Raw genomic sequence first — 24,049 nt, 5'->3', positions numbered from 1 at the left:
GGTCTTACATGACTGGCGAGAAAGGGTCAGGCCGAGTCAGAAGCCAGCAAGCTGGTCATCAGGGCCCTGAGCCGGTTCGGTTTCACCGGTTTGTTCAGGATTGGCAGGTACTGGGCGCGCAGTATCTTGCGGGTGTCGTCGCTGCGATCTGCGGTAATGATGGCGGCGGGAATGTCCCGGCCAAGGTGGCGGCGAACCCCGTGAACGGCATCGTAACCGGTTCGCTCATTGTTCAGGTGATAGTCCGCAAGGATAATGGCCGGTATCTGGCCGGTTTGCTCCAGAGTCTCTACGGCCTCTGCCTTGCTGGCGGCTGTGAGCACTTCACAGCCCCAACGCTCCAGCAGCAACTGCATGCTCTCCAGAACCGCCGGCTCGTTGTCGATCACCAGCACCGGTACACCGTCAAAGCCATCGGCGAAATTCTGGAGCGAATCTGCGCGAGCCAGATCCGGTCTGGCCTGAGCGGGTTCGAGCGGAAGGGTCAGCACGAAGCGGGAACCACGACCGGGCCGTGATGACACATCAATGTCGTATCCCAGCACCCGGACCATCCGTTCCACGATGGCCAGCCCCAGCCCCACACCCTGCCGACCGCCGGTGCCCTGGGGCAACAGCTGGTGAAACTCGGTGAAAATGTCCCGGAGCTTGTCTTCCTCGATGCCAACACCGGTGTCCCAGACTTCAATCCGCAGACGGTCGCCGCGGGATCTCAAAGCCATGACAACACCGCCCTTGCGAGTGTACCGGAAGGCATTGCTAAGCAGATTTCGGAGGATACGGGTCAGCATGCGCTGATCTGTTCGCACCATCGCCGGAATGGTCCGGACCCGAAACCCAAGGCCAGCATTGCTAGCAACGGCCTCAAACTCCTCCCCGAGGGATCTGGCCAGGGCGGCCACATCGGTGTACACCAGATCCGGCTTCATCGCCTGCTGATCGAGCTTGGAGATATCCAGCAGGTCCGCCAGCAGGTCTTCGGCGCCCTCCAGAGCCCGATGTACCTGGTGCACCATACGGGTTTCCTGTTCCGGCAGCGTGCTGTCCTGGAGCGCGGAGATCATCAGCCGGGCTGCATTCAGGGGTTGGAGCAGGTCATGGCTGGCCGCCGCGAGATATTTATCCTTGCTGCGGTTGGCCTCTTTGGCGGCCTCCATGGCAACAAAGAGCTCGCGCTCAACCTTCTCACGTTCCTCAATCTGGTAGCGCAGGCCCACATTGGCATTCTGCAGTGCTTCGGTCCGCTCTTCCACGCGCCGCTCGAGGGTGGCGTTCAACTGCTCCAGTTTCTGCCGGGCCAACACTCGTTCGGTAATGTCGGCAACGAAGGCTTCCACCACTTCCGGTCCGAGGTCCGGGCGTCGCAGCAAGGTGACAGCAACGTGGACCGGCGTGCGATCAGCACGCTGGAAACGGGTTTCCCGGGCACTCAGGCTGCCCTCGTCGAGAAGCTCCTGACGTATGGCATCGAATTCACTGGAACTGCAGAACAACTGTTCACGGAGGCGGATGACCTTTTCCGTGAGCGCCTCGGGACTGTCATATCCGCAGATTCTCGCCATCGCCGGGTTGCAGGCCAGAAAGCCGCCCCGCAGGTTGGCCTGGAAGATACCGTGCAAGGCGTTCTCGAACAGCCATTTGTAACGGTTGCGTTCCTGCTCCAGCTCGTCAATGCGTTCCTGCAGAGCCGGGTAATAGTTCTTGCGGACGGACTGGCTGCCCAGCCCGAGAAGATCGCCAATTCCGTAGCTACTGTCCTGTTCGCCATCCTTGATGTCAGAGGGCTTCTTCATAGACAACCTGGACATCCCGCAGCGACGACTTCCGGGGGTTGGTGAGAATGCAAGGATCCTGCAACGCAAAGCCGGACAGGTGGGGAATATCGGACACCGAAACACCCAGCTGGGCAAGACGCGCCTCAAGACCGACCCGACGCTTGAGCTCCACGATACGGTTCATCAGCCGCTTCTTGATTTCCGCTTTGTTCATACCCCGGGTATCTATATCCATGGCTTCGGCAACGCGGCGGAACCGGTCTTCGGCAGACTGGAAGTTGTAAGCCACCACGTGCTCCAGCAGCAGCGCATTACACAGCCCATGAGGCAAATCCAGGAAGCCACCCAGGCTATGAGACATGGCGTGTACCGCCCCGAGAATAGCATTGGAGAAGGCCAGCCCCGCCTGCATGGAGGCCAGCATGATCTGCTCCCGAAGATAGGGATCTGCCGTGTTGTCCACCAACGGCTCGAGATTCCGGTTGATTAACCGGATTGCCTCCAGCGCATGGGTATCGGTCAGCGGCCCGCTGCCAGTCGACACATAGGCCTCAATGGCATGCACCAGGGCATCGACCCCGGTGCAGGCGGTGAGGTAGGCATCCATGGTCTCGGTGACTTCCGGATCGATCAGGGACACATCCGGCACTACGGCCTTGCTGATGATCGAGAATTTGAACCGGCGGTTGGGGTCGGAAATGATCGCAAACTGGGACACATCCGCCGAGGTGCCCGCCGTGGTGGGAATCAGGATCAGGGGCGGTGACGGGTTGGTGATGGTATCGACGCCCTCGAATTCCAGGATGCTGCGACCGTGAGTGGCCACGATACCGATGCCCTTGGCGCAGTCCATGGGGCTGCCACCGCCGATGGCAACGATGACATCGCACTCATTGGATTTGTAGAGTTCGGCGCCGGTCATCACCTCATCCACCTTGGGGTTGGGTGATACACCGGTGTACACGGTCGAGCGGATACCCGCATCGGTCAGCAGCGTCACGATTTCATTGACCCAGCCGGCGGCAGCTACACCCGGATCCGACACCAGGAAGACATGACGGGCACCGAAATTACTGGCGAAGTTGGCCACGGACTTCCGGGAGCCGGCACCAAACACGATTTCCGGTGAAACAAACTTTCGCAAGCTGGATATATCGTGACTCATCAGGCTGCACTCGACCGCTTGTTGTTATAGGAATAGCCGAGAGTTTAACTCAAGTTCTCCGCCTGATCATTGGCCTTTTGGCTATGCTTTCGGTAGAAGCTGAACATCCATTCGAGCATACCGGCCTGGTTGGCCTGGCGCCGGAAACCGTGACCCTCGTCTTCAAACCAGTGCAGCTCTGGTGCCCTGCCAGCCGCTTTCATGGCCTCTGCCATGGCACGGGTCTGCTCGGGCACCACAACCTTATCCTGCCCGCCCTGGAAAAAGATCATCGGCGCGGTAATACGCTCGGCATGAAACAGAGGCGTTCTCTCGTGCCACCGCTCCGGGTGTTTTTCTGGCGAGCCCAGCAGCCAATCCAGATAACCGGACTCAAAGCGATGGGTCATGGCCCGTAAGCGCATGGGATCCGTCACGCCGAACATGCTGGCACCGGCGGTAAAACGCTGGCTTCGGATCATCGCCATCAGGGCCGTGTAGCCCCCGGAACTACGGCCCTGGATAAACACCCTGTTGCCATCAGCCAGGCCGAAGGAGGCCAGGTGGTCTGCCGCCCGTTCCATATCCGCGACATCCACTTCACCCCATCGCCCTTCCAGGGCCAGGCGGAACTCACGACCAAAGCCGGTGCTGCCTCGATAGTTGATTTCAGCCACGGCGAATCCCCGCTGACACCAGTACTGAACCTGGGGATTGAACACCGGATAGGCCGCCGACGTCGGCCCTCCATGAGCAATCAGAATCAGTGGAGGGACGTCTGGCGTGGCCAGCTTGGGCGTGTAGAAAAACCCGTGGATAGAAGCTTCGCCCGGGTTCAGGGCTGGAATCTCGATATCAAGCGGCAGCGCCGCCCTCGCCTCTGGCATGGACTCCTCGCCGCCGGCAATGGTGCGGGCCTGGCCGGTCTTGAGATCAATCTCGAGGACGGCGTCCAGGCGGCTGGATGCGCGGCCGATGCAATAAAGATGCTCGCCAGCCGACTGCAGACAACGGAAGTCGCCAAAGTCCCGGGCAACCCGGATTGCGTCACCGGTTTGCCCGGAGCTGAGCCAGAGCTCACCCGTGCCATTACAATAACGAACCCTGGCCCAGCAGCCCCTGCCTGTTGGGCAGTGGTGGGATTCGCCCAACTGCCAGGGGGCATTGGCATGATCCCGGGCTGGCGAATCGCTGGCGTGCCATCCGCCCTCGCCCGACGTATCGACACGCCAGGGTTGCCACCAACCCTCGTGGTCGGACAAAACCCAGAGTTGGTTGCCATCGAACACCGGCTGCTGTACCGAAGACTCAGAGGGTGTTGGCCATTCCCGGCCTTTATCCAGCAATCTATCTTCAGAGAAATTTGCGGTCCACAGCCGGGTACGCAGCCAGGGCATATCCGGCAGCTGCCAGCTGGTCCAGGCAACCTGATAGCCGTCGGCCGAGACCGCCGGCGAGCTGTAAAAATCCAGGCCGGAATGAAGAACCGAACGCTCACCCTGCATGGAGACGGCAACCAGCTGCTGTTTGCCCTCTGCTTCCCGTACCGCGAGCACCCGTTGACGGGACGGGTCAGCGACCAACCCACCATAGGCCGCCCCGGGGTCATCGGTCAGGGTGAGGCACCAACCGCCGGCCAGACTGACAAACCGTATCTGCTGGTCCTCGCCAACCACGAATACGCCGCTGTCGGCAGCCGCCAGGGCGCCACCACCGTAGCCATTTACCCGGCTGCGGATGCCAAGATCATCAGGCCCAAGACGAACCGGCCCCTGATCGGTAAGGTGCCAGAGCGAATTGCAACCGCGTGCCGGATCAGTCTCCAGCCAGAACACACCCGCCGGGGACACCGCAAGTTCGCCACGCTGGATATGGGCCGAGCAGGCCTCGTAGGCACTCAGTACCGTTTTGTCGTGGTGATGGCCGACCAGTGCAGGATCGATGGCGGAGCTGTTAACCCCGGAAGAAAAGCCGTGAATTGTCCGCATTTCGATAAACCAGTTCAGTCAGGCCGGCCGTGGCATGATCGGCAGCTTTCCTCGCTGCCAGGATTCGATCATGATACGACGATTTGCTGCATACTGGATCTGCGTTATCCGCATTACCGGTCAAAAGATAGGCCTGGCAGCGGCAGCCACCGAAGTCTTTCTCCTTCTCATCGCAGGAACGGCAAGGCTCCGGCATCCAGCTGTCGCCGCGGTAGTGATTGAACCCCGGGCTGTCGTACCAGATGCTTTGAAGATCCATGTCTCGGACATTGGGGAAGTCGATGGGTAGCAAACGCGCGCTGTGGCACGGAAGTGCGGTGCCGTCCGGCGCGACTGTCAGGAACAGATTGCCCCAGCCGTTCATGCAGGCTTTCGGGCGCTCTTCGTAATAGTCCGGTGTCACAAAGATCAGCTTCATGGCCGAGCCGGATTGCTGCAGCCGTTCCCGGTACCGGTTCACTTCCTGCTCTGCCTTGACCAGCTGCGCTTTGGAAGGCATCAACCCTTCCCGGTTTTCGAAGGCCCAGCCGTAATACTGGCACGTAGCCAGCTCGACGTAGTCCGCCCCCAGGCGCTCGCACAAATCCATGATGTCGTTCATCTGGTGGATGTTGTGGCGGTGGATTACGAAGTTGAGCACCATCGGGTAGCCGGCTTCTTTCACCGCACGGGCCATGGCCAGCTTCTGGTCAAAGGCCTTGCGGGAGCCGGCCACGGCGTTGTTCAGTTCCGGATCTGAAGCCTGAAAGCTCACCTGGATATGATCCAGCCCCGCCTCGGCAAAAGCGCCCACCTTGGCCTCCGTCAGGCCCAGCCCTGAGGTAATCAGGTTGGTGTAATACCCCAGGTGCCGTGCTTCGGCAATCAGCTCCGCCAGGTCCTGGCGCACCAGGGGTTCGCCCCCGGAGAAGCCCAGTTGGGCCGCGCCCATTTTTCGCCCCTGTCGAAGCACGCTCACCCACTCCTCGGTGGTCAGCTCCTGTTGGGTCTGCGCAAAGTCCAGCGGATTGGAGCAATAGGGGCATTGCAGCGGGCAGCGATACGTAAGCTCCGCCAACAGCCACAGGGGTGGCCCGGCGTTGTGGGGGTTAGTCGTGCTCATGACAGTTCAATCCAGTGTTGTTGCCGGGCGTCCTGCAAAAATTCGCTGACGTCCTTGCCAAGCGGGCCGGCGTCGGGGAACTGCTGCTCCAGGCTGGCGACGATATCGGCCACGCTACGCTGGCCGTCCACCTCGTTGAGAATGGCGCCGGCACTGCCGTTGAGTTTCACCATGCCCTCGGGGTAGAGCAGCACATAACTTTCCTGGGCCGGCTCCCACTGGAACCGGAACCCCCGGCGAAAACGCGGTATCTCATGCATACCCACCTCCATTACAGCCCCCGGTGCCAGACCTGTTCGTCGGTCACGGTGTGGTACGGCGGGGTGCAGTGGCCGTAGGCCATGGTCATGGCATCCAGCATGGTCCAGAGGATGTCCAGTTTGAACTGAAGAATCTCCAGGGCCCGGGCCTGCTGCGCCTCGGTGGTGAAGTAGTCCAGGGTAATGGTCAGGCCATGTTCCACGTCTCTTCTCGCTTCGGACAGACGTTTGCGGAAGTAGCTGTAGCCGCTCTCTTCAATCCAGGGGTAGTGGGCAGGCCAGCTGTCCAGGCGGGACTGATGGATTTCCGGAGCGAACAGTTCGGTCAGCGACGAGCAGGCCGCTTCCTGCCAGGTCGCCCGCCGGGCAAAGTTCAGGTAGGCGTCCACGGCAAAGCGGACACCCGGCAACACGTGGCGCTGGTCGATCACTTCGTCCCGGCTCAGGCCCACGGCTTCGGCCAGGGACAGCCAGGCTTCGATGCCGCCAACATCCCCGTCGTGGCCATCGTGGTCCAGAATCCGCTGCAGCCAGAGCCGGCGCACACCGGCGTCCGGGCAGTTGGCCATGATGGCGGAGTCTTTCTGGGGAATCTTGATCTGGTAGTAGTACCGGTTGGCCACCCAGCCGCGGATCTGTTCGGGCGTGCACTGCCCGCCGTACATGGCTTTATGGTACGGGTGGTGGATGTGGTAGTACTGGCCCTTGGCCCGCAGGGCCTGCTCGAAATCCGTCCGGTTCATGGCGGTGTTGGCTTTGGCGTTCATGGCTGCCCCGACAGGTCGATGTGCATTCCGTCCCAGGACACCTCAATGCCGTGGCGGGTCAGCTCCGCCCGCTCCGGCGAGTCCTCGTTCAGGATCGGGTTGGTGTTGTTGATGTGTATCAGGATCTTGCGCTGGGCCGGCATGGCGTCGAGCACCTCAATCATGCCGCCCGGGCCACTCTGGGCCAGATGCCCCATGGCCTGGCCGGTCTTGGTGCCCACTTCCTGGCGGATCATCTCGTCGTCGTGCCAGACGGTACCGTCCACCAGCAGCACATCGGCCTGGCGCATCCATCCGAGAATACGGTCATCCGGCTCGCCCAGTCCGGGGGCGTAGAGCACGGTCTGGCCGGTACGGGTGTCTTTCAGGAACAGGCCGATGTTATCGCCCGGGTGCGGGTTGTCCCGGCGCGGTGAATACGGGGGTGCGTTGCTCAGCAGCGGAATGGCGGTCAGCTCGATGGACGGTGCGCAGGGTATGGTAAAGGGCGACTGCTCGGACGCCTCGATACGCTGCCAGTTCAGGCCACCGTTCCAGTGCTTGAGCATGGTGAACAGCGGAAAACCACCGCTCAGATCTTCATGAACCTGCTCGGTACACCAGACGTCCATCGGCAGGCCCTCGCGCAGGGAAAGCAGGCCGGTGGTGTGATCCACCTGGCTGTCCATCAGCACAATGGCATCAATGCCGGTATCGCGCAGAGCACGGGCCGGCTGCATCGCTTCGAAAGAAGCCAACTGGGCGCGAATATCCGGGGATGCGTTAAACAGGATCCAGTGCTCGCCATCTTCACTGATAGCAATGGAAGACTGGGTACGGCCCTGGGCGTTCAGAGTACCCTTACGGAAGCCGTCGCAGTTGGCGCAGTTACAGTTCCACTGGGGAAAGCCACCGCCGGCGGCGGAGCCCAGAACGTGAATCAACATGGTGGGTCACTCCACAAGCAAAACGGCCAGCTCGAGGCTGGCCGCTTCAGCACTCAGCGATTGGCGAAGTACATGGTGACTTCGAAACCGATGCGGAGATCTTCGTAGGCTGGTTTGGTCCACATAATGCTCACCTATATTGTCATGATTGTTAGCGCATTGAGGGTGAATCAACGACATTGCCGATAACCCAGTTCCCATCCTATCGGCCGGGGCAAGGGGCCAATATGGTACTTTGGAACTGTTTTGGTGCCTCCCTAGGTCGCACATGGGTGGCGGCAGAAACCGGCTCTGGCCTGAAACGAAAAAAGGCCCTGGGAAGGGCCAAAGAGAGTGACAGAAAAACCCGAACTCTCATCAGAGAGTCGCCCCGGTCAGACACCGGGGGATGAAGGTGCACATCCAATGTGCTGACTCACAGGCGGGCCCGTGTGGGAGGCCCGCTTACCGCTCATAGATTCAGAAGAAACCCAGCGGGTTGGTGTCGTAGCTCACCAGCATGCACTTGGTCTGCTGGTAGTGCTCAAGCGCCATCTTGTGGGTTTCACGGCCGACGCCAGACTTCTTGTAACCACCGAAGGCAGCATGAGCCGGGTAAGCGTGGTAGCAGTTCATCCAGACCCGACCGGCCTGGATGTTGCGGCCCATCCGGTAGGCGAGATTGGTGTCACGGGTCCACACACCGGCACCCAGACCAAACTCGGTGTCGTTGGCAATGGCCAGGGCCTCTTCTTCGGTCTTGAAAGTGGTCACACCCACAACCGGTCCGAAGATTTCTTCCTGGAACACGCGCATCTTGTTGTCGCCCTTGAACAGAGTCGGCTGGATGTAGAAGCCATTGTTGAACTCTTCATCCAGGTGCTCGCGATCGCCGCCAGTCAGAACCACAGCGCCCTCTTCCTTACCAATGGCAAGGTAGGACATGATCTTGTCGAACTGTTCCTTGGACGCCTGGGCGCCTACCTGAACATCGGTATCCAGCGGGTTACCGCGCTTGATCGACTTGGTCCGCTGAACCACCTTCTGCATGAACTCTTCGAACATGTCTTCCTGAACCAGTGCCCGAGACGGACAGGTGCAGACTTCGCCCTGGTTGAAGAACGCCAGAACCAAGCCTTCCACGCACTTGTCGATGAATTCCGGCTCGGCCTTCATCACGTCGGAGAAGTAGATGTTCGGGGATTTGCCACCCAGCTCCACTGTGGACGGGATGATGTTTTCAGCCGCGCACTTGAGGATGTGGGAGCCAACCGGGGTGGAGCCGGTGAAGGCAATCTTGGCAATACGCTTGCTGGTGGCCAGGGCCTGGCCAGCCTCGATGCCGTAGCCGTTAACAATGTTCAGTACGCCCGGCGGCAGCAGGTCGCCAATGATTTCCATCAGTACTAGGATGCTGGCAGGCGTCTGCTCGGCAGGCTTCAGCACGGTGCAGTTACCCGCAGCCAGACAGGGGCCCAGTTTCCAGGCTGCCATCAGAATCGGGAAATTCCAGGGAATGATCTGGCCAACGACACCCAGCGGCTCATGGAAATGATACGCCACGGTATTGTGGTCGATCTCGCCCATGTGGCCTTCCTGGGCACGAAGACAACCCGCGAAGTAGCGGAAGTGGTCGGCTGCCAGGGGAATGTCGGCGTTCAGGGTTTCGCGCACGGCCTTGCCGTTGTCCCAGGTTTCCGCAACTGCGAGCTTCTCGAGGTTGGCCTCGATCCGATCGGCAATCTTCAACAGAATGTTGGAACGCTCGGTGGGCGACGTCTTACCCCACGCTGGTGCCGCCTTGTGCGCTGCATCCAGAGCCAGATCAATATCTTCGGCACTGGAGCGCGGAATTTCACAGATCACATTGCCAGTCACCGGTGTGATGTTCTCGAAATACTGGCCTTTTACCGGGGCAACCCACTCGCCACCGATGTAGTTCTCGTAACGGGATTTGAAAGAAACGACGGAGCCATCCTTTCCTGGTTGTGCGTAGATCATGATCTCGACCTCTTGTTGTGTTTGTCGCAGGGCAACGCGGCCTTTCGCGTTTACCCATTCAATGTAGACCCCAATTCCCAAGGTTTGAATGATGCGATGGAGGCGAAAAACTCCTCCCTTGGTAGTAGATGGCTTGAAGGCCATGCCATCAGTGGTCTGGCTCTGGAATCAAACTCCGAAAATAAATGCACTGGAAGCGCACTGATCGATGCACAAAAACGGTGCGCTCGCCCAGGCAGGGAGCAACACTGCCCCACCCCGGAACTTTCACCTCAATAAAATCAGCGACTTGTCGATTGGCATGGACTCTGCAGTGCATTCAGCACGCAGCGAGACGTCGGTTACTGAAACCACAATCAAAGCGCCACAATCTGACCAATGGTCAACTAGGGTTCCGGTCTGCAACCACAAACGCAGACGACTGGTCCGAGAGTTGACGACCTTTTCCAAGGTTACACGGCGGGACAAAAGCCCGGGAGGATCGCTCAGTTACTGACGCCTCTCGCTATTTTGGATGCCCTAACCAGGAGGAAAAGGCCATGTTGCAAACCGCAGCCCCCCTCTACGACGATCTGATTCCCGGCGGATCCCACTGGTCCTTTATCGTGCGCCGCGGCCATGTGCTGCGCCTGATTGACGAAACCGGCGGGACCAACGTCGGCATGTTGATGTACAACCCCGAGAACCCGCTCGAGCGGTACAACATGCCGGACACCCTGAAAAACCAGCACACCTTCCTGCTCACCAAAGGCCACGTGCTGCTCTCGGACATGGGCAGGGTGTTTGCCTCCATCGTCCGCGATGATCTTGGCTGGCACGATACCGTCGCAGGCACCTGCAATGCCGATCTGGTGGAAAAGCGCTGGGGCAAAAAGACGTATCAGGAAGCCCATAATCACTACCACCGGAACGGGTTCAACAGCTTCCTGAACGAGCTAGCCAAGTACGGCCTCGGCAAGAAAGACCTGACCGCCAACCTGAACTGGTTCAGCAAAGTAAAAACAGATGACGACGGCAACATGGCCTTCGCCGAGGGTCACTCCCACGCCGGCGCCACAGTGGACCTTCGCTTCGAGATGGACACCATCGTGGTGCTGCACACCTGCCCGCACCCGATGAATCCAGCCATCGATTATCCGAGCCACCCCCTGCGCTACCAGTTGTTCAAGGCAGCACCGGTGAACGATGCCGATCCGTGCAAGACCTCATCACCCGAGGCCACACGGGCATTTGCCAACACCGCTCTTTATCACCTGATGCAGTAATGGGAGGCCGGAGATGATCAAGCAAAGCGCACTGAAACCTGAAGACGCCGCCTTCCGTGAAACCGTACCGGCTGGTGAGTATCTCCTGAAAGTTGTAAAAGCCGGTGAAACCGTCCGGATCCTGGATCTGGAAGGCAACCAGGCCGCCGACACCCTGTTTTACAACGCCCACAATCCGACCGAACGCTACAGCGCCGTCGACACCATCCGCGAGCAGGGCAATGTCTACCTGACGGCTGGCTCGAAGCTGATGTCCTCTGAAAACAACGTGATGCTGGAAATCACCGCCGACACCTGCGGCCGTCACGACACCCTGGGCGGCGCCTGTGCCGCCGAAAGCAACACCACCCGCTATGCGCTCGAGAAAAAGTGCATGCACGCCTGCCGGGACAGCTGGCTGGTGGCTGTCACCGAACATGAAGAGCTGGGTATGACCAAGCGCGACATTACCCACAACATCAACTTCTTCATGAATGTGCCGGTGACCGCCGAGGGTGGCCTGACCTTCGCTGACGGCATTTCCGATGCCGGCAAATACGTGGAGCTGAAAGCAGCGATGGACGTGCTGGTCATGATTTCCAACTGCCCGCAGCTGAATAACCCCTGCAACGGCTGGAATCCGACACCGATCGAGGTGCTGGTATGGAGCTGAACAGCGCCCTCAACAAACCCAACAAGGTCCTGATCGCCAACCGGGGGGCCATCGCCTGCCGGGTGATTCGAACCCTGCGTGACATGGGCTGCACCTCGGTTGCGGTCTACGCCGAGGCGGATGCGGATTCCCTGCACGTACGGCAGGCAGATGAAGCATACTCCCTCGGTGAAGGCACAGCGGCGGCGACCTACCTGGACCAGGACAAGCTGTTCGAGGTGATCCGCAAGAGCGGTGCCGGCGCCATCCACCCCGGCTACGGCTTCCTGAGCGAAAACGCCGATTTTGCCCGGCGCTGTGACGCCGAGGGCGTGGTCTTCCTGGGCCCGACACCCGAGCAGATGGAGCAATTCGGTCTCAAGCATACGGCCCGGTCACTGGCTGAAAGCGCCGGTGTGCCACTGCTCCCGGGCACCGGCTTGCTGACCGATCTGGAGGAAGCACTGACAGCGGCTGACACCATCGGCTACCCGGTGATGCTGAAAAGCACCGCCGGCGGTGGCGGCATTGGCATGTCCCGCTGCTACGGTCCTGATGACCTGAGCAAGAGCTTCGAATCCGTCCAGCGACTTAGCCAGAACAATTTCAGCAACAGTGGCGTGTTCCTGGAGAAATTCGTCGAGCACGCCCGTCATGTCGAAGTGCAGCTGTTCGGCGATGGTCAGGGGCAGGTACTGGCCCTGGGGGAACGGGACTGTTCCGCCCAACGCCGTAACCAGAAAGTGATTGAGGAGGCCCCGGCTCCCGGGCTGACCGACAATGTCCGCACCCGCATGCACGACACTGCCCGTCAGCTCGGTGAAAGCATCGGCTACCGCAGTGCCGGCACCGTCGAATTCATCTATGATCCGGACACTACCGAGTTCTATTTCCTGGAAGTGAATACCCGCTTACAGGTTGAGCACGGCGTCACCGAGCAGGTTTACGGCGTCGACCTGGTACGCTGGATGGTGGAGCTGGGCGCCGGCACCCTGCCCGACCTGTCAGCGCTGGGCAGCAACCTCACCCCTTCCGGCCACGCCATTCAGGCGCGGATCTATGCCGAGGACCCCAACAAGGATTTCCAGCCCGGCGCCGGCTTGCTCACCAACGTGGCCTGGCCCGAAGAGGATGGCCTGCGAATCGACACCTGGATCCAGCCGGGCACGGAAGTATCGCCACTCTACGACCCCATGCTCGCCAAGGTCATTGTGCATGAGTCTGATCGCGAGTCCGCCCGTCAGCGGTTGATGCAGGCACTCGACGACAGCCAGCTCTACGGTATCGAAACCAACCTCAAGTACGTGCGCCAGGTACTGGACGACCCGCGCTTTGCCGAGGGTAGACTGTTTACTCGAACCCTTAACGAATTCGATTACCAGCCGGCCACCGTGGATGTGCTCAGTGGCGGCACCCTGACCACCATCCAGGACTACCCCGGCCGCATCGGCTATTGGGAAATCGGCGTACCACCCTCCGGCCCATTCGACAGCTATTCGTTCCGGCTTGGCAATCGCCTGCTGGGCAATCGGGAAGGGGCTCCGGGCCTGGAAATCACTCTCAAGGGGCCGGTGCTGACGTTCAACCGGGCTACCCAGATCGTCCTCACCGGTGCCGCTCTGGACGCAGCCCTGAACGACGAGCCGGTGGACTTCTGGCAAGTCATTGACGTGCCAGCCGGTGCCACCCTCAAGCTGGGCGCCACCACGGCGGACGGCGCCCGGGCCTACGTGTTGTTCCGCGGTGGGCTGGACTGCCCCGAGTACCTGACCTCGTGCAGCACCTTTACCCTTGGACAGTTTGGCGGCCACGGTGGCCGTGCCTTGCGAGCCGGCGATGTGCTGGCAATGGCGAATGCCGAACCAACCAGCCTGACAACCCTGCCCGCCGACCTGAAGCCGACCATCGGCAAGACCTGGAAACTGCACGTTACCTATGGGCCTCATGGCGCCCCGGATTACTTCACCAAAGAAGACATCGACACCTTCTTTGCCAGTGAGTGGGAGATCCATTACAACTCGAGCCGCACCGGCGTTCGCCTGATCGGCCCGAAGCCGGAATGGGCCCGCAGCGACGGCGGCGAAGCGGGCATGCACCCCTCCAACATCCACGACAACGCCTACGCCGTTGGCACGGTGGATTTCACCGGCGACATGCCAGTGATTCTTGGCCCCGATGGACCTAGCCTGGGCGGTTTCGTCTGTCCGGTGACCGTCATCAGCGCCGACTTGTGGAAACTGGGACAGCTCAAGGCTGGCGACAAGGTGAAGTTTGTGCCGGTAAGCCAGGATCAGGCGGTGGCCCTGCGGGAAGCACTGGACGAATCCGTGGCAACACTGACCTCGGCTACTGCCCACATCACACCCATCGAGCCAACCACTCCGATCCTGGCTTCACTCAGTGCCAATGAGCATGAGACCGACGTGGTCTATCGGGCCGCCGGCGACAATTACGTGCTGGTGGAATACGGCCCCATGGAGCTGGACATACGCCTGCGTTTCCGCGCCCACGCCCTGATGCTGTGGCTGCGCGATCAGAATCACGACGCCATTCTGGAGCTGACCCCCGGCATCCGTTCTCTCCAGGTGCATTACGACAGTCAGAAACTGGACCAGCGCACGCTGCTGGATCTGCTGATCAGCGCCGAAAAGGAACTCGAAAAGCAGCCCGAGTGGGACGTGCCCGCACGCATCGTGCACCTGCCCCTTTCCTGGGACGACGAGGCTTGCCAGACCGCCATAGCCAAGTACATGCAGTCGGTGCGCAAGGACGCGCCCTGGTGTCCCAGCAACCTGGAGTTCATTCGCCGCATTAACGGGCTGGACAGCATCGACGAGGTCAAAAAGACGCTCTTTGAAGCGAGCTACCTGGTGATGGGCCTGGGCGACGTTTATCTCGGCGCGCCGGTGGCGACCCCGCTGGATCCCCGCCACCGGCTGGTGACCACCAAATACAACCCGGCCCGCACCTGGACGGCGGAAAACTCCGTTGGCATCGGAGGCGCCTACCTGTGCATCTACGGCATGGAAGGCCCGGGAGGCTACCAGTTTGTTGGTCGCACCCTGCAGATGTGGAACCGCTACCGCACGACCGACCTGTTCGAGGCTGGCAAGCCCTGGCTGCTCCGGTTCTTTGACCAGGTGCGTTTCTACGAAGTCAGTGCCGAAGAACTGCAACAGATCCGCAGGGACTTTCCAAATGGCGACTACCCGATAAAGGTGGAAGAAACCCGCTTCAACCTGAAGGACTACGAGCAGTTTCTGGCGAACAACGACGGCGAAATCCAGACCTTCACGGCCAAACGGAAACAGGCCTTCGACGCGGAACTCCAACGCTGGATCGAGTCCGGCCAGATCAACTTCAGCTCCGAGGCGCCGATTGAGGAGACCGGCGAGGACGACATAGCCAACCTGCCGGCGGGCCAGCACGCAGTGGAAAGCCATGTGGCGGGCAATCTATGGGAATGCCTGGTCAAGCCCGGCGACACCATCGATGCCCAGCGGCCAGTGGCGGTTATTGAATCCATGAAGATGGAAATCGAATTACTGAGCCCCGTAACCGGACGCGTGGTGGACGTGCGTCGGGAAGCGGGTCAGGCGGTCTCGCCGGGAACGCCGGTCGTGATCGTGGAAGAGATTACCGAGTAATGCCAGCAACCCAAAAAAACTGAAAAAGACCAAACCTGCAAACACGGGCAAGGCCCGAGGAGAGACACCATGAAAACACGCAACTTTAGTAAACGTCTTGCGGCCGGTCTGTTCACGGCCTCACTGTCCATGGGTGCAATGGCCGAGGAAAAGGACTCCTTCAGCATCGCCTGGACCATCTACGCCGGCTGGGTGCCCTGGCAGTATGCCGAAGACTACGGAATCATGAAAAAGTGGGCGGACAAGTATGATATCGAAGTGGATATCGTGCAGGTGAACGACTACATCGAGTCCATCAACCAGTACACCGCCGGTCAGTTTGACGGCGTCGTCGCCACCAGCATGGATGGTCTGTCGATCCCGTCAGCATCCGGCGTGGACACGACTGCGCTTATCGTGGGCGACTACTCCAATGGTAACGACGGCCTCGTATCCAAGGATGCCAAGACCATCGAAGAGCTGGAGGGCGAAACCGTTCACCTGGTTGAGCTCTCCGTATCCCACTACCTGCTGGCAAGGGCACTGGCAAGCGTCGGTCTCGAAGAGCGTGATCTGAGCGTGGTGAACATTTCCGATGCCGATCTGGTTTCCGCGTTCCAGACCGACGATGTCCGCCATGTGGCTACCTGGAACCCGCTGCTGGCGGAAGTGGAAGCCTACCCGGGTGCGACCAAACTGTTCGATTCCAGCCAGATTCCGGGTCACATCAAGGATCTGACTCTGGTGAACACGGAAACCCTGGCCGACAACCCGAAGCTGGGCAAGGCGCTTGTGGGTGCCTGGTACGAAACCATGAGCATCCTCGCATCAGACTCTGAGGAAGGTCAGGAAGCCCGAGCGTTTCTGGGTGAGCTGTCTGGAACCGATCAGGCCGGCTACGAAGCACAGCTCGCTGGCATGAAGATGTTCTGGGAACCGCAGATGTCTGTGGACTTCATCAACAGCAATGAAGCCCTGGAAGCGATGGACAGCGTTCGTCAGTTCTCTTTCGAGAAGGGACTGCTTGGGCAAGGTGCGATGAGCCCGGACTTTGTGGGCATCGAATTCCCGGATGGGTCGATCATGGGCGACACCGGAAATGTGAAGCTTCGGTTTAACGACAGCTACATGCAGATGGCGGCAGACGGGGAGATCTGAGCGATCGTGTTCTAAAACTCTGCTAGGATCGGGCACGATTAGTCGTGCCCTTTTTTGTGGTCTTCGGAGGTGGATTGGATTTATGCGCCGTACCAAGGAAGATGCCGAGAAAACCCGCCAGACCGTGCTTGAGGCCGCGCTCAAGTTGTTTAGCCGGGACGGTTACTCACTAACGACTTTGAGCCGTATTGCCAAAGAAGCCGGTTGTAGCCGTGGGCCGATCTACTGGCATTTCGAGAACAAGGATGATCTGTACGAAGCTGTACTTGCCTACTCCCAGGAACCGCTGGAAGCCCTGGTCGCGGAGTGTTCGGGCATGCGGGAAACGCCCATTGAGGCCATGGACCATTTTATTGAACGCTGGCTGGGCCTGCTGGCCAATGATCGGAAGTATCGTCAGTCGTTTGAGATTCTGCTGAACAAGACCGAACTCACCGATGCCATGAGCCGGACGCTGAAGCGGGAACGGGCGCTGACCAAATCGATTATTGCCATGTTCCGGGACCTGGTCGCCCAGGCCGCTGATCAGGGTCTGATTTCTACACAGGAAGCCCCGGAGGATCTGGGACTGCTGAGTTACACCTATCTGATGGGCATTACCCAGACCTGGCTGTTTGCGCCGAAGCTGTTCTCACTGAAACAGCAAGCATCGTTTTTCCAGCGACAGTTCTGGCGACTACTGGGCATGGCGAAGTGATTAACCCTTCCGAACAAGCCAGTGCCTTTCAGCACCTGGCACCTCAAAAGCTTTTGCTTTATTTTACATTTCTGGCTCCATCGCTCCGCTAAGCTAACGCTGAGCAACCTTACTTCTTCCTGGACTGGCCAAGACTTATGTCGCCCACCATATCGCCCATTAGCTGGGCGTTGGTGATTTATTCAAAAGGAATTTGTCGCTGTGACAAACGTCAATATTCCCGGTTCTCCGGATTCCAACACAGAACTCGCTTTTCCTTTCCCCTCGCTTGGAGGTGAGGATCTTCAGGCCTATAATACGCTTGTCAGCACCCTTTACCGTTGCCTACATGACAACACCGGCTTCCAGCCTTTCTTTGATGCTTTCAAACACCATTTCAAAGCCCTGCAAGGTGGAATTCTCGGTCTGTCGAGCAATCCACAACGTATGGTTTATGGCTGGACGTTTGGCTATCCGGAAGGGTTTGAAGAGTGGTATATCAACAGTGATCTCCCTGAACGGGATGAAGCCCTGACCCGTTATCGCCAGCTTCCCCCACGCCAGTTCGACTCATTTCTTCGCGGTGATACCAGTCGCACCATTCTCGATATTCTGGGCCCGGAAAGCCGTGCCTGGGCCGAGCAGGTCGGCATGGGCGATAGCGCTGGGATGCTTGTCACACAGGAAAACGGGAACAGTGTGGTGTTCATGGCCAACCGACACAAGGAGTTCGGCCCATACACCGATAACGAACTTCTGCAGATGAATCTGTTGGCTCCTCATATCGAGAATGCCGTTGCTCTGCACCTGAAGCTGTATGAGACGCGCAGCGACAATGAAAACCTGGCGACAGCACTCAACCACGTGAAAAAACCGCTCATTGTCTTCAATGCACTGGGCAATGTTGCACAGGCAAACGACGCGGCCCATGCGCTTATGGAAAACAGCGGGAGCATGTCCATTAACGATTCCGGGAGACTGCAGAGCACCGACCGCCAGATGACCCGCAAGCTTCAGGATGCCATCACCACCTGCATCGTCCTCTCTCACAAGGGCATTCTTTCGTCACAAACCGTCTTTACCAGTCGCGGCCAAGAACCTATCGCCGTCTGCCTGACGCCACTGATCGCCGATAGTGCCGAGAATAACGGCGTATTGGCAGAGCTGTTCAGTTTTGCCCCCTCACTGGAACCGGACCAGGAACGACTGCAGACACTTTTCCACTGCACACCGACAGAAGCCGCTGTCGCCGCGCTACTGGCCCAGGGCCTGAGCGCCAGCGATGTCGCCGAGAGAAAGCAGATTTCCATCCACACCGCCCGCCAACATATTAAGAGCCTGCTGGCGAAAAACGGCTATCGCAAACAGACCGAACTGGTGTCTATGCTGGTCCGGGCATTGGCCTGACACGAGAGCCTCCGTCGAAATCTGCAATTGTTTTAATGCTTTTACACTTGATCAACAAACAATTACAGATAAAAAAACACTATTGGTTCAAAGCACTTACCAAAGCTCCGACTCGACAAACACTATGGAACCGGCCATTCCGTGCATCCTTATCCCCAAAATGGGGCATGTCTTGATGCAAACCCGATGCTAGTTTCGAACTGCCAAATCAATCGATTCTTAAAGAAGGCAGGATTATGAGCAAATTCAAGAAGTTGACTCTAGCGACAGCGATTTCCTCTGCATTCGTTCTGACCGGCTGCGGTGGTAGCAGCGGTGGTTCTTCTGATGCTGTTGATAACAACGACACGGGTGACACCAGCACCACAGCCGAAACCGGTGTGTTCGTAGATGCCGCCGTTGCCGGCATCAATTACACCACTTCGCCGGGCGGCCAGTCCGGTCAGACCAATGAACTGGGCGAGTACAATTACGAAGCCGGCGATACTGTGGTCTTCAGCATCGGCGGCATCGATCTGCCGGCCGTCGAAGCCACCGGCCGCGTCACCCCGGCCGACATGGGTAGCGGTGCTACCGACTGGAGCTCCGACCAGACCGTCGTGAACATCCTGCGTCTGCTGCAGACCCTGGATTCCGATGGCGATGCCAGCAACGGCATCACCATTACGGAAGATGTACATACCGCTTTGCAAGACATTGATCTCGACCCCTCTGTCAGCGAGACAGACTTCGAAACCCAGGCCAACACTGCCATTAACGCGACCGGCAAGACGCTCATCGCGACAGAAGATGCGGTTAATCACTTCCAGAGTTCCCAATCCGGCGATCTGGTTGGAAGCTGGGTCTTTGAAGAAACCAATGGCAATGTCAACGTGCTGACATTCCTGAATGACAGCGAATACCTTATTGCCCACTCCAAAGCTGATGACGGTGACCAGCGGGCCGCCAGTGCAGAGTACGGCACCTACACCTGGGACAGTGCATCCGGTCAGTTGGACCTGACTCTGGTTGACGAATCAGACCTCAGTGGTGGTCTGATCGACAACAACTCCCCCGCAACCTGGACCATGCAGCTGAGCGACGGCGCACTCGTATTGACGTCTGTCGAAGAAAGCGAAGAAGTCAGGTTTGAAGCCGTGCGCAATACCCAGGACAGCCTGATCGGCAGCTGGTACCTCGGCGAAGGTTTTAACGAGCAGAAACAAATCGATCGTCACAACGTGCTGACCATTCTCGATGACAGCACCTACGTCATTGTTCACAACGACAATGGCGAAGTTTACGACGGCGACATCGTTGAGGCGGTTTCCTCCGAGTGGGGCACCTACAGCTTCAACGGCTCCACGTTTGCGGTAACCTCAGTATCGGCCGAACTGGACGGGCCTGGAGGGCTGTTTGACGACCCAGCGAAAGACGACGGCGGAAATGGCTTCGTCAATGGTCCGGCGGAGCTCCACCCGACCGGACAGCTCACACTATCCGACAACCTTCCGGTTGCTGAAGGAGGCGAGCCATTCACCCTCCGTCGCCTGGGTCGCTATGCGGTCACGCTTAAGGACTTCGAGGGCGATACCAAGCGGGTCTACGTCGAGGCCAGCGGCAACGACTTTATCGGTGGGGTTACCCAGACCCTCAGCTTTGCCGATATCGATGGCCGAACGCCAGCCGAGGATGGCATCTTTAACATGGATGCTCCGGACAGCGCGACCATTGACCTGGTGCTGAACCAGGATGGCAGCGGTTACATGGACTTTGATGTCTCTGGCGACCAAAACCAAATCGACAGCAACGGTTGGTCCGTCCTGACTTCCGGCTCCCTCACTTACGTAGAGGGCGGTGCGGAATGGACCTACCTGCCGATTAAAGGTAGCAGCCCCTACACCACGCTGGTTTATCAGGGTGACATGGATCTCATGTTCATCACTGAAGTTACTGAGGCACCGCAGTAAAGCAGGTAGCTTCTGCTCGATCAGAGCCCGCTATTGCGGGCTCCCGAATTACTGACGAACCCCGGTTAGCCGGGGTTCACTTTGTTTGGGTTTACGCTCACGATCAAGAACCGGGACGTTCTCTTTCAAGCAATTGCCGTTTACGATTGAGCCCCCACCGATACCCGCCCAGGGAGCCGTCACTGCGCAGCACCCGATGGCAGGGAATCAGCACGGCGATGCGGTTTCGTCCGCAAGCGGAGGCCACAGCTCGAACGGCTTTGGGCTCGCCCAGTCGCTTTGCCAGTTCCGTGTAGCTCACGACCTCGCCCTCACGAACGCTCAACAGAAGTTTCCAGACCCTCGTCTGGAACGCGGTGCCTCGGATATCCAGAGGTACATCCGGGCGAGGCGTGTTCTGGCTGAGGTGTTCGTCCAGAGCGGCAATCCAGGCATCCAGCTCCGGCGATGCCTTTGCCTCAGAGGGAACCAGTCGGGCCTTCGAAAACTCTCTCTGCAATTGATCCTGAAGCGCCGCTTCGTCATCCCCGAATTCGGCAAAACACACGCCCTGATCAGTGGCGGCCATCATCAGCAGTCCGAGTGAGGTTCGCCGGCAGGCATAGGCAATGATTTCGCCTTCGCCACCCTTACCATAACTGGATGGCGGCATACCGACCTGACGGTCTGCCTTGCCGTAGACGCGACTGACCGAACCAAAGCCGGCATCGTAGATTGCATCGGTCACGGTCTGGCCTGTTCTCAGTGCCTTCTTGTAGTGGTTCAGGCGCAGTGCATCCTGATAAGCCTTTGGTGAGACACCGAAGGCTTCCTTGAAAACCCGCTGTACGCGGGATGGCGACAACCCAACGACAGCGCCGAGGTCGGCAAGGCTCAATGGCTCATCTGGCCGGCTCTCGATGTATCTGGCCAGTGCGACCATTCGATCGGCAACGGGCATGGATGATTCCGCCTCACTAACCCTCTCGTCACGCATCGGGGTTCTGGAACTTGCCATGCTTTGGCTCCTTCATATGCACACAACCCATCATCCATATGATGCGCGTTTGCTTCGCCCCCTTCCATCCGATTCTTGCGGGCGCTACATTGACCGTCAATCAACAATAAAACCAACCGATTCCGAGGGGTCAGCACTATGTCCGAGCAATTGGCAATTCCATCCAGAAAGGGTGAAGTCAGTGAGGAGGAGTGGCAGCTTCGCACTGACCTTGCCGCTGCCTACCGCCTGATTGCTCTCTACGGCTGGGACGACCTTATCTTCACTCATCTCTCCGTGCGGATTCCCGGTGACGAGCATCATTTTCTGATCAACCCCTACGGCATGATGTTCGAGGAAATTACGGCTTCCAGCCTGGTGCGCATTGATCAGGAAGGCAACAAGATCAATCCTGACGATTTCGACATCAACCCGGCCGGGTTCACGATCCACAGCGCCATCCATGCGGTTCGGGAGGATGCTGCCTGTGTGATGCACACCCACACGACCGCCGGTGTCGCTGTGTCAGCGCAGAAGGAAGGCTTGCTGCCCTTGTCCCAGCAAAGTCTTTTCCCGCTATCCGGACTCGCGTACCACGATTACGAAGGCGTGGCGCTGCGCGAAGACGAGAAAGCGCGTCTGCAGGCAGATCTGGGCCACGCCCGTTTCATGATCCTGCGCAACCACGGCCTGCTGACCACCGGGCCCAGCGTCGCCGAAGCCTTCCTGAACATGTACATCCTGCAGCGCGCGTGCGAGGTACAGATCCAGGCTATGTCTGGCGGGCAACCACTGGTGCGTATTCCCGACGCCATCCTTAGCTCGATTCGTGAGCAAGCAAAGAAGGTCACCAAGGGTATGGGCGGCAACCTCGCCTGGCCCGGGCTTCTCCGGAAACTGGATCGCATCGATCCTGGCTTCCGGAACTGACACCACGCCATGTAGCTATCAGAACATCTTCAGATAACGGTCGACCTCCCAGGACGACACGTGGGTCTGATAGCTCTCCCACTCGCCTTTCTTGAAGTCGATGAAGCTGTTGAACATGGCTTCACCGAAGACTTCTTTCGCCAGCGGATCGGCCTCGAAGGCCTCCACGGCCTCGCCCAGGTTCCGGGGCAGATACTCGATGCCCTGCTTGGCAATTTCGGCATCGCTGTAGTTGTACATGTTCTCGTGGTGGGGTGCGCCTGCATCCAGGCCTTCCCGAATGCCTTCAAGGCCAGCGGCAAGGATCAGGGCACTGCCGAGATAGGGATTGCAGGCAATGTCCGCGGCACGGCATTCAATGCGCCCGCCCATGCCGGGAATCCGGATCATGTTGGTGCGGTTGTTGGAGCCGTAGCACATGAATACCGGTGCCCAGGTGGAGCCCGACATGCTGCCCTGGCGCACCAGCCGTTTGTAGCTGTTCACCGTCGGCGCGATCACGGCACTGATGGCAGCGCCGTGTTTCAGCACACCCGCAGTGAAGTGATAGGCGATCTTGCTGATGCCACAGTTGTGCAGGTCGTCCCCCTTGGGCTCAAAGAGGTTTTCGCCGGTCTTCAAGTCCGCCAGCGACATATTGTAGTGGGCGCCACTGCCGGTGCGGTCGGCAAAGGGCTTGGGCATGAAGCTGGCGAAAGCGCCATGTTTACGGGCAATCTCGTTCGCCATCATCCGGAAGAACACCAGGCGATCAGACATGGTCAGGGCGTCGGCGTACTTGAAGTCGGTCTCGAACTGACCGTTGGCGTCTTCGTGATCGAAAGAATACACATCCCAGCCGAGTTCGTTCATGGCGTCTACCAGCTCATCCATGATCGGGAGGTTGTCCATGAGGGTGCGGGGGTCATAACAGGGCTTGCCCAGGTTGTCGCGATCACTCAGCGGTGCAAAGCCGCCATCCTCGGTATCCCGAAACAGGAAGAACTCGGTTTCGATACCCAGGTTGAAGCGATACCCCATATCAGCCGCGGCACTCAGCTGACGCCGGAGAATATTCCGGGAACAGGCCTCGAACGGTTCACCGTTCAGAAACAGGTTGCCCGGGAACCAGGCCAGCTGGCGATTCCAGGGACAGATCGCCAGCCCATTGGGGTCCGGCATGGAGGCAACTTCGTCGTCGGAGATATCCTGGGGCACGCCATCGAGGGCAGCACCAGTGTAAAGCTCCGAACCCTCCATCATTTGCCCCAGGTGAGCCACGGGCACGAACTTGCCTTTGGTCACACCGTGGATATCCACGTAGCTGGCGATGGCATACTTCACGCCTGCCTCGGTGAGCTTTTCCTTCAGGGCCTGAGTGTTAGCCATTTCGGTCATCGTTTTCCTCTCTTCAGCCCGCTTGATCGGACCGTTAGTTTGGGTTCTGGCATGTTTCTTTCTTTGTTTTTGCCATTCAACATACATGCCAGCGTGTATGTAAATAACGAAA

Annotated in this window: 19 protein-coding genes and 1 riboswitch; of the genes, 8 read left to right on the top strand and 11 right to left on the bottom strand. The window is 58.9% G+C overall.

Features of this window, described 5'->3' with window-relative positions; genetic code table 11:
* Positions 1–26: 26 nt before the first annotated feature.
* The 9 genes from FMN52_RS12165 to FMN52_RS12125 form a co-directional block, all read right to left on the bottom strand.
* On the bottom strand, positions 27–1,793 hold the full coding sequence (locus FMN52_RS12165) for a NahK/ErcS family hybrid sensor histidine kinase/response regulator (RefSeq protein ID WP_148608861.1): 1,767 nt from the start codon (positions 1,791–1,793) through the stop codon (positions 27–29).
* The gene (gene ercA, locus FMN52_RS12160; RefSeq protein ID WP_148608860.1) at positions 1,777–2,940 is read right to left on the bottom strand and encodes an alcohol dehydrogenase-like regulatory protein ErcA; all 1,164 of its coding nucleotides are present in this window, start codon (positions 2,938–2,940) and stop codon (positions 1,777–1,779) included. The genes FMN52_RS12165 and ercA overlap by 17 nt, the downstream gene beginning before the upstream one ends.
* A 44-nt stretch (positions 2,941–2,984) precedes the next feature.
* A complete protein-coding gene (locus FMN52_RS12155) occupies positions 2,985–4,907 on the bottom strand; it encodes a prolyl oligopeptidase family serine peptidase (RefSeq protein WP_240339472.1) in 1,923 nt (640 codons plus the stop codon).
* Positions 4,873–6,009 carry a pyrroloquinoline quinone biosynthesis protein PqqE gene (gene pqqE, locus FMN52_RS12150; protein WP_148608859.1) on the bottom strand — a complete coding sequence of 379 codons (1,137 nt, stop codon included), beginning with the start codon at positions 6,007–6,009 and terminating at the stop codon, positions 4,873–4,875. The genes FMN52_RS12155 and pqqE overlap by 35 nt, the downstream gene beginning before the upstream one ends.
* The gene (pqqD, locus tag FMN52_RS12145) at positions 6,006–6,281 is read right to left on the bottom strand and encodes a pyrroloquinoline quinone biosynthesis peptide chaperone PqqD (protein WP_148608858.1); all 276 of its coding nucleotides are present in this window, start codon (positions 6,279–6,281) and stop codon (positions 6,006–6,008) included. Before pqqD ends, pqqE begins: the two co-directional genes overlap by 4 nt.
* The gene (gene pqqC / locus FMN52_RS12140) at positions 6,281–7,036 is read right to left on the bottom strand and encodes a pyrroloquinoline-quinone synthase PqqC (RefSeq protein ID WP_148608857.1); all 756 of its coding nucleotides are present in this window, start codon (positions 7,034–7,036) and stop codon (positions 6,281–6,283) included. The genes pqqD and pqqC overlap by 1 nt, the downstream gene beginning before the upstream one ends.
* Positions 7,033–7,962, bottom strand: a complete 930-nt coding sequence (pqqB, locus tag FMN52_RS12135; protein WP_148608856.1) for a pyrroloquinoline quinone biosynthesis protein PqqB — start codon at positions 7,960–7,962, stop codon at positions 7,033–7,035. The genes pqqC and pqqB overlap by 4 nt, the downstream gene beginning before the upstream one ends.
* A gap of 53 nt (positions 7,963–8,015) precedes the next feature.
* Positions 8,016–8,087 carry a pyrroloquinoline quinone precursor peptide PqqA gene (gene pqqA, locus FMN52_RS12130; RefSeq protein WP_007153157.1) on the bottom strand — a complete coding sequence of 24 codons (72 nt, stop codon included), beginning with the start codon at positions 8,085–8,087 and terminating at the stop codon, positions 8,016–8,018.
* A gap of 334 nt (positions 8,088–8,421) precedes the next feature.
* Positions 8,422–9,942 (bottom strand): aldehyde dehydrogenase family protein, encoded by a 1,521-nt coding sequence (locus tag FMN52_RS12125; protein WP_104321811.1) that lies wholly within the window; start codon positions 9,940–9,942, stop codon positions 8,422–8,424.
* A 375-nt stretch (positions 9,943–10,317) separates the two neighbouring features.
* Positions 10,318–10,423: riboswitch (guanidine-I (ykkC/yxkD leader) on the top strand.
* A gap of 58 nt (positions 10,424–10,481) precedes the next feature.
* Here FMN52_RS12125 and FMN52_RS12120 point away from each other — a divergent pair.
* The 7 genes from FMN52_RS12120 (at position 10,482) to FMN52_RS12090 (ending at position 20,654) form a co-directional block, all read left to right on the top strand.
* The gene (locus tag FMN52_RS12120) at positions 10,482–11,207 is read left to right on the top strand and encodes an urea amidolyase associated protein UAAP1 (protein ID WP_148608855.1); all 726 of its coding nucleotides are present in this window, start codon (positions 10,482–10,484) and stop codon (positions 11,205–11,207) included.
* Between the two features lie 13 nt (positions 11,208–11,220).
* Entirely contained in the window at positions 11,221–11,859 is a 639-nt protein-coding gene (locus FMN52_RS12115; RefSeq protein ID WP_148608854.1) for an urea amidolyase associated protein UAAP2, read from the top strand.
* On the top strand, positions 11,850–15,485 hold the full coding sequence (gene uca, locus FMN52_RS12110) for an urea carboxylase (RefSeq protein WP_148608853.1): 3,636 nt from the start codon (positions 11,850–11,852) through the stop codon (positions 15,483–15,485). The genes FMN52_RS12115 and uca overlap by 10 nt, the downstream gene beginning before the upstream one ends.
* 69 nt (positions 15,486–15,554) lie before the next feature.
* Positions 15,555–16,622: a putative urea ABC transporter substrate-binding protein gene (locus FMN52_RS12105; RefSeq protein ID WP_148608852.1), complete on the top strand. Its 1,068-nt coding sequence runs from the start codon at positions 15,555–15,557 to the stop codon at positions 16,620–16,622.
* Positions 16,623–16,704: 82 nt separating this feature from the next.
* Positions 16,705–17,319, top strand: a complete 615-nt coding sequence (locus FMN52_RS12100) for a TetR family transcriptional regulator (RefSeq protein ID WP_148608851.1) — start codon at positions 16,705–16,707, stop codon at positions 17,317–17,319.
* A gap of 201 nt (positions 17,320–17,520) precedes the next feature.
* Positions 17,521–18,705, top strand: a complete 1,185-nt coding sequence (locus FMN52_RS12095; protein ID WP_148608850.1) for a helix-turn-helix transcriptional regulator — start codon at positions 17,521–17,523, stop codon at positions 18,703–18,705.
* Positions 18,706–18,941: 236 nt separating this feature from the next.
* Positions 18,942–20,654 (top strand): hypothetical protein, encoded by a 1,713-nt coding sequence (locus FMN52_RS12090; protein WP_148608849.1) that lies wholly within the window; start codon positions 18,942–18,944, stop codon positions 20,652–20,654.
* A gap of 103 nt (positions 20,655–20,757) precedes the next feature.
* On the opposite strand, the gene FMN52_RS12085 is transcribed toward FMN52_RS12090, so the two are convergent.
* Entirely contained in the window at positions 20,758–21,651 is an 894-nt protein-coding gene (locus FMN52_RS12085) for a methylated-DNA--[protein]-cysteine S-methyltransferase (RefSeq protein WP_148608848.1), read from the bottom strand.
* Positions 21,652–21,789: 138 nt separating this feature from the next.
* Between FMN52_RS12085 and FMN52_RS12080 the strand changes: the two genes are divergently transcribed.
* Positions 21,790–22,560 (top strand): class II aldolase/adducin family protein, encoded by a 771-nt coding sequence (locus tag FMN52_RS12080; protein ID WP_148608847.1) that lies wholly within the window; start codon positions 21,790–21,792, stop codon positions 22,558–22,560.
* An 18-nt stretch (positions 22,561–22,578) separates the two neighbouring features.
* Here the strand turns inward: FMN52_RS12080 and glnT are convergent, their stop codons facing one another.
* The gene (glnT, locus tag FMN52_RS12075) at positions 22,579–23,937 is read right to left on the bottom strand and encodes a type III glutamate--ammonia ligase (protein ID WP_148608846.1); all 1,359 of its coding nucleotides are present in this window, start codon (positions 23,935–23,937) and stop codon (positions 22,579–22,581) included.
* Positions 23,938–24,049: the final 112 nt, after the last annotated feature.

This window comes from Marinobacter sp. BW6 (assembly GCF_008107725.1).
Taxonomy (GTDB): domain Bacteria; phylum Pseudomonadota; class Gammaproteobacteria; order Pseudomonadales; family Oleiphilaceae; genus Marinobacter.
This window is presented reverse-complemented; position numbering and strand designations above follow the sequence as displayed.

Excerpts from the sequence above, each read along its gene's own strand:
- FMN52_RS12155 (WP_240339472.1), bottom strand. The coding sequence starts at position 4,907 with ATGCGGACAATTCACGGCTTTTCTTCCGGGGTTAACAGCTCCGCCATC.
- uca (WP_148608853.1), top strand. The coding sequence starts at position 11,850 with ATGGAGCTGAACAGCGCCCTCAACAAACCCAACAAGGTCCTGATCGCC.
- FMN52_RS12115 (WP_148608854.1), top strand. The coding sequence starts at position 11,221 with ATGATCAAGCAAAGCGCACTGAAACCTGAAGACGCCGCCTTCCGTGAA.
- FMN52_RS12165 (WP_148608861.1), bottom strand. The coding sequence starts at position 1,793 with ATGAAGAAGCCCTCTGACATCAAGGATGGCGAACAGGACAGTAGCTAC.
- glnT (WP_148608846.1), bottom strand. The coding sequence starts at position 23,937 with ATGACCGAAATGGCTAACACTCAGGCCCTGAAGGAAAAGCTCACCGAG.
- FMN52_RS12120 (WP_148608855.1), top strand. The coding sequence starts at position 10,482 with ATGTTGCAAACCGCAGCCCCCCTCTACGACGATCTGATTCCCGGCGGA.
- pqqD (WP_148608858.1), bottom strand. The coding sequence starts at position 6,281 with ATGGAGGTGGGTATGCATGAGATACCGCGTTTTCGCCGGGGGTTCCGG.
- FMN52_RS12090 (WP_148608849.1), top strand. The coding sequence starts at position 18,942 with ATGAGCAAATTCAAGAAGTTGACTCTAGCGACAGCGATTTCCTCTGCA.
- FMN52_RS12105 (WP_148608852.1), top strand. The coding sequence starts at position 15,555 with ATGAAAACACGCAACTTTAGTAAACGTCTTGCGGCCGGTCTGTTCACG.
- FMN52_RS12085 (WP_148608848.1), bottom strand. The coding sequence starts at position 21,651 with ATGGCAAGTTCCAGAACCCCGATGCGTGACGAGAGGGTTAGTGAGGCG.
- FMN52_RS12080 (WP_148608847.1), top strand. The coding sequence starts at position 21,790 with ATGTCCGAGCAATTGGCAATTCCATCCAGAAAGGGTGAAGTCAGTGAG.
- pqqB (WP_148608856.1), bottom strand. The coding sequence starts at position 7,962 with ATGTTGATTCACGTTCTGGGCTCCGCCGCCGGCGGTGGCTTTCCCCAG.
- FMN52_RS12125 (WP_104321811.1), bottom strand. The coding sequence starts at position 9,942 with ATGATCTACGCACAACCAGGAAAGGATGGCTCCGTCGTTTCTTTCAAA.
- ercA (WP_148608860.1), bottom strand. The coding sequence starts at position 2,940 with ATGAGTCACGATATATCCAGCTTGCGAAAGTTTGTTTCACCGGAAATC.
- pqqE (WP_148608859.1), bottom strand. The coding sequence starts at position 6,009 with ATGAGCACGACTAACCCCCACAACGCCGGGCCACCCCTGTGGCTGTTG.
- pqqC (WP_148608857.1), bottom strand. The coding sequence starts at position 7,036 with ATGAACGCCAAAGCCAACACCGCCATGAACCGGACGGATTTCGAGCAG.
- FMN52_RS12100 (WP_148608851.1), top strand. The coding sequence starts at position 16,705 with ATGCGCCGTACCAAGGAAGATGCCGAGAAAACCCGCCAGACCGTGCTT.